This window comes from Flavobacterium sp. (assembly GCF_035456085.1).
Classification (GTDB): Bacteria; Bacteroidota; Bacteroidia; order Flavobacteriales; family Flavobacteriaceae; genus Flavobacterium.
The window spans coordinates 1-4,199 of the sequence record NZ_DATIDY010000001.1 but is presented as its reverse complement, the minus strand read 5'-3'; the positions used below and the strand labels follow the sequence as shown (position 1 = coordinate 4,199).

Annotated in this window: 5 protein-coding genes; 4 read left to right on the top strand and 1 reads right to left on the bottom strand. The window is 29.2% G+C overall.

What is annotated here, in order from left to right:
* The first annotated feature begins 170 nt into the window (after positions 1-170).
* The 4 genes from VLC96_RS00025 to VLC96_RS00010 all read left to right on the top strand — a co-directional run bounded on the left by VLC96_RS00025 (position 171) and on the right by VLC96_RS00010 (position 3,963).
* On the top strand, positions 171-758 hold the full coding sequence (locus VLC96_RS00025) for a porin family protein (protein WP_325259813.1): 588 nt from the start codon (positions 171-173) through the stop codon (positions 756-758).
* 168 nt (positions 759-926) lie between these two features.
* Positions 927-1,895, top strand: a complete 969-nt coding sequence (locus VLC96_RS00020; protein ID WP_325259811.1) for a hypothetical protein — start codon at positions 927-929, stop codon at positions 1,893-1,895.
* Between the two features lie 697 nt (positions 1,896-2,592).
* A complete protein-coding gene (locus VLC96_RS00015; protein ID WP_325259809.1) occupies positions 2,593-3,474 on the top strand; it encodes a toxin-antitoxin system YwqK family antitoxin in 882 nt (293 codons plus the stop codon).
* 177 nt (positions 3,475-3,651) lie between these two features.
* A complete protein-coding gene (locus VLC96_RS00010) occupies positions 3,652-3,963 on the top strand; it encodes a hypothetical protein (RefSeq protein WP_325259807.1) in 312 nt (103 codons plus the stop codon).
* A gap of 32 nt (positions 3,964-3,995) precedes the next feature.
* Here VLC96_RS00010 and VLC96_RS00005 read toward each other — a convergent pair.
* A partial coding sequence (locus VLC96_RS00005; protein WP_325259806.1) for a hypothetical protein occupies positions 3,996-4,199 on the bottom strand: 204 nt, incomplete at its 5' end.

Genomic DNA, 4,199 nt, shown 5'->3' with positions numbered 1-4,199 from the left:
TTGAAATACGCATCTGGTGGCGGGAAATTCCTAGAATATGTTGCATTCTTAAAAATACGAAAAATCCTGTTTTTACACCACTATTTTACTATATTTGTTTACAATCAAACCGAAGTTTTTTCACAGACTGACGTTACCAGCTATTTAAACAAAAAACCTACACTACTACTATGAAAAAAATTACTATTGCTATTATTCTAATGTTTTGCTCAACTATTTACTCTCAAAATAAAATAAATGTTTTCACAGGAATAAATTACTCATATTTTACAGATGGAGTTGCAGGACAAATCCTTGCTGAAGAATCCTTCGGTTTGCATATAGGCGCTTCTTATGAAATTGGACTTAATAATAAAATAGCATTTCGGCCAGCAATTGCTTTTGACCAAGTAGGAGATCGAACACAGACTAAGTATAATTATTATGGTACTCAAATTGATCAATTAGATTTAAAACTTTCTTATTTAAATGTTCCATTGAACTTTAAATTTTGGAACAAAATATATCTTATAGCTGGCCCACAAATTGGTTTTCTAGTAGATAAACAGTCTAATAACGGAAGTGCCCAAATTGTAGATTCAAATATTGATTTTGGCTTTAATTTAGGAACAGGATTTACTATAAATCAATTATTTTTTGAGTTTGGAATATATCAGGGCTTAACTTCTATAGGCAATTATGTATATTTCCCAACTGGCAGCACAAAAGATATTCATAATGGTTACGGTCAATTTACAATTGGATATAGGATTAAATAGGATAAACAGCTGGTAACACTTGCTACTAGTGATTTGGGTAATTAGCTTAATTTAAAAATGGTTTTGTATTTGGGAAGTTTAGGCGAATCCAAAGATAAGGCTTAATTTAACCCCAAACCACTAGTAGCAAGGGAACGTTACCTGATATTATAAAAAAACCGACCAAAAATGAATAAATTAATACCTATAATTTTACTATCACTTATTTTAATGAGTTGCACAACTCAAAATAATCACGACTTAAAAATACCAGATGAAATTGTAACTAAAAAATATGCTGATTTAATTAATTTTAAAGGAACAAGTGTTTTTATAAAAAAACCCAAGGATTTTGAGTTAGTTGATAAATCATTACGTATTCAAAAAAACACAAAAACTTACATAGAAATAATAGAAGGTTCTGTTTCAAATTTTAAAAACACAAAAACAACAATTCTTAAATATTATGATACTGCCGTAAAAAATGGAAATCTAACAAAAGAATATTATAAAAAGGATTTTAAATTAAATGAATTTAATGCTTTTATATATTATGGAGCGGATAAAAAAAATAATTCCGAAAAAATAACTTTTGTTTTTGGAGACAATGATTTTGCAGTTTTAATATTTGCTGTATTTCCTAAAAATGACCAAAAAGCTAGAAATAATATTTTAAAAACTATATTGTCTGTATATTTTGACAAAAAGCAAAATATCGAAAAAGAAACATTGAATAATTTTAATTTAGATGTAGTCAATACAGAATTTTTATATACAGAAAGTAGATCTCAATTACATTATTATACTTTAAATGGAAAAGGAAATCCAAACAATAATTTTGAAAGTCAAATTATTGTCATTGTATTACCAGGAATCGGAAAAGAAGCAATAAAAAATTATTCCCTTGAAACGATTAAAATATTAAAATCAAAAGGAATGGAAATACCAAAATATTCTGAAAAAGAAATTTTTAAGAAAGATAATTTCGGTTACGAAATTTACTTTGATGGAAAATTCGAAGGTAAAACAAATAGTGTCTATCAAATTGTATTGTGTAATGAAAAAGGTTCTGTTGCTTTTTTTGGAATTGTTTATGATAGAAGAGATGAACTAATGAAACAAATAAAAACAATTGCAAAAACATTTAAATTAAAATAACATCAGGTAACACACGCTACAAGCAATTTGGGTATTAGGCTTAATTTGAAATTGGTTTTCTATTTGTGAAATTTGGCAATCCGAAGATAAGGTTTAATTTAATCCCAAACTGCTTGTAGCGCGAGAACGTTATGCGGGAGTTATGCCGAAATTACGCAGATAAAAACAATTAGAAAATAAATTGATTTCCGCAAGAAGTTTACAATGCAGAAGCGTGAAAGTTGGAATCGCTAACAGAAGTCGAAAAGTTGGAATCTGACAATTGACTGACGAAAAAGTGAAGTGTAAAAAGTAGAAACGTGGAAAGCGGAAACGTGAAAAACAGAAGCGTAAAAATTGGAATTTGAAAAGCAGAAACTTGATTTTTTTTTTTTTTGCGCAGAATTTATAAATCGAAAAGTAAATAATTGAAAATAAAACGTTGAAAATTGCGAACCGAAAAGTAGAAACGTGAAAATTGGAATGTGCCAACAGAAGCGTGAAAAATTTGCGGTTTAATTGTAATTTCGACAAAATAACCCCCGCATAACAGCCACTATAACGGATTTGGGCAATTGGCTTAATGGAAAAATGGTCTTGTATTTGGGATAATGTGGCAAATCCGAAAATAGGGCTTAATTTAATCCCAAACCCGCTGTAGTGCCAGAACGTTAGCAGTAATTGAACCGCAGAGTCAGAAAATAACAACCTTAAAAATATGAAAAAAACACTTTTAACATTAGTAATAATCTCATTTACAAATTTTTCATTCAGTCAACAAATAGAAAAACTTGATTACTGTAATTGCATAGAAAAAATCGAGAAAAACTCCCCTATTTATGATGGAAAATATGAACGAATTTGTAAAGAAAAAACAACAGATGTTGGAAGTTTTAAAAATGACCTCCCAGATGGTGAATGGATTTCATATAATTATAAAGGAGGATTAATAAATAAAATAAATTATTCCGAGGGTAAATTAAACGGTTTGTTTGAATTATATTTTCTTAATGGCAAAGTACAATTTAGCGGTAATTTTATAAATGGTAAAAAAAATGGTGCTTGGAAATATTATAATGAAAAAGGAATTGTCATAATTGATGGCGAATATGAAATGGATAAACCTATTAATTTATGGACTATCAAAGACAAAAAGGGAAAAAAAATAGTAGCACAGTACGATTACGCAAATTCAAAATATATCTTAAATGAAGTAGATGAAAAATTTAAAGGCTCAACACTTTTAGGTGGTGCATCATTAGCATATGATTTATTTATTGAAAACGCCGAAGTTCCAAGAGATTTTTGGGATACATATGCGGATTTAAAATATTTAGCTAAGTTTAAAATAGAAGAAAATAGTTCAAGTACATTTATTCTTGAAGAAGTAAATGAAAAAAGTTCAAATGTTACAATTACATTTGCTAGTAATGTCCTAACTGACCCTGAAAGTAAATTACATAAAATTGAACATAGCAAATTATCTAAAAAGTTACTTTACTATAAAATATCAGAAGCATTAAGTGTTTTACCACCTTGGGTTTATAAAGGTGAAAAAGAAACAACGATTTACATTCCGTATCAAGTAAATATGAAGTAAATCAACTACTGCTAACAGCCACTACAACGGATTTGGGCATTTGGCTTAATGGAAAGTTGGTTTTGTATTTGGAATATTTGGCAAATCCGAGTAATGGGCTTAATTTAACCCCAAACCCGCTGTAGTGCCAGAACGTTATGGGCGATATTGAGGAACTAAGAATTAACATCGAAAGAAATGATATTGAGTGAAGCAATTTTAAACTGCAAGAATTATAAAGACACCGAAGAAATTATACATTCAATTTTTGCAAAAAGAAATAGTGGAAAATTTCTACCAGATTCTGAAGCTTTAGTTTTGGAATTGACTCCTGAAGAAATGGAAATGCAGTTGAGCATAATAGCCGAAACAAAATGTCCAGGATTTGAATATTTTTTAGAAATTTTTGTTTTACAGGATTTTTATGATGACCTATTGAAAATTGAAGAATTCAAATCAGACGATAAAAAAGTTGAACGAATTATATACTATGCGGAATTTGATGCTTAATTAAAATGACTACACTTGAGAAACAAATTAATTTAATCGCCCAGAACAAAACTGAATGTAAAAATGTATGCGGTCATTATTGGCACAATATCGCATAAAATACCGCCCATAACAGCTACTCCTATGTAAAGCATCGTAAAGTTATTCACAACTTTTGAGAGGGTTATATGTTGGTTACTTTTCGAGTATAGAATTCCGTTCCAACGGCTTGTTGAAAAAGTTGGAGACAACTTTTT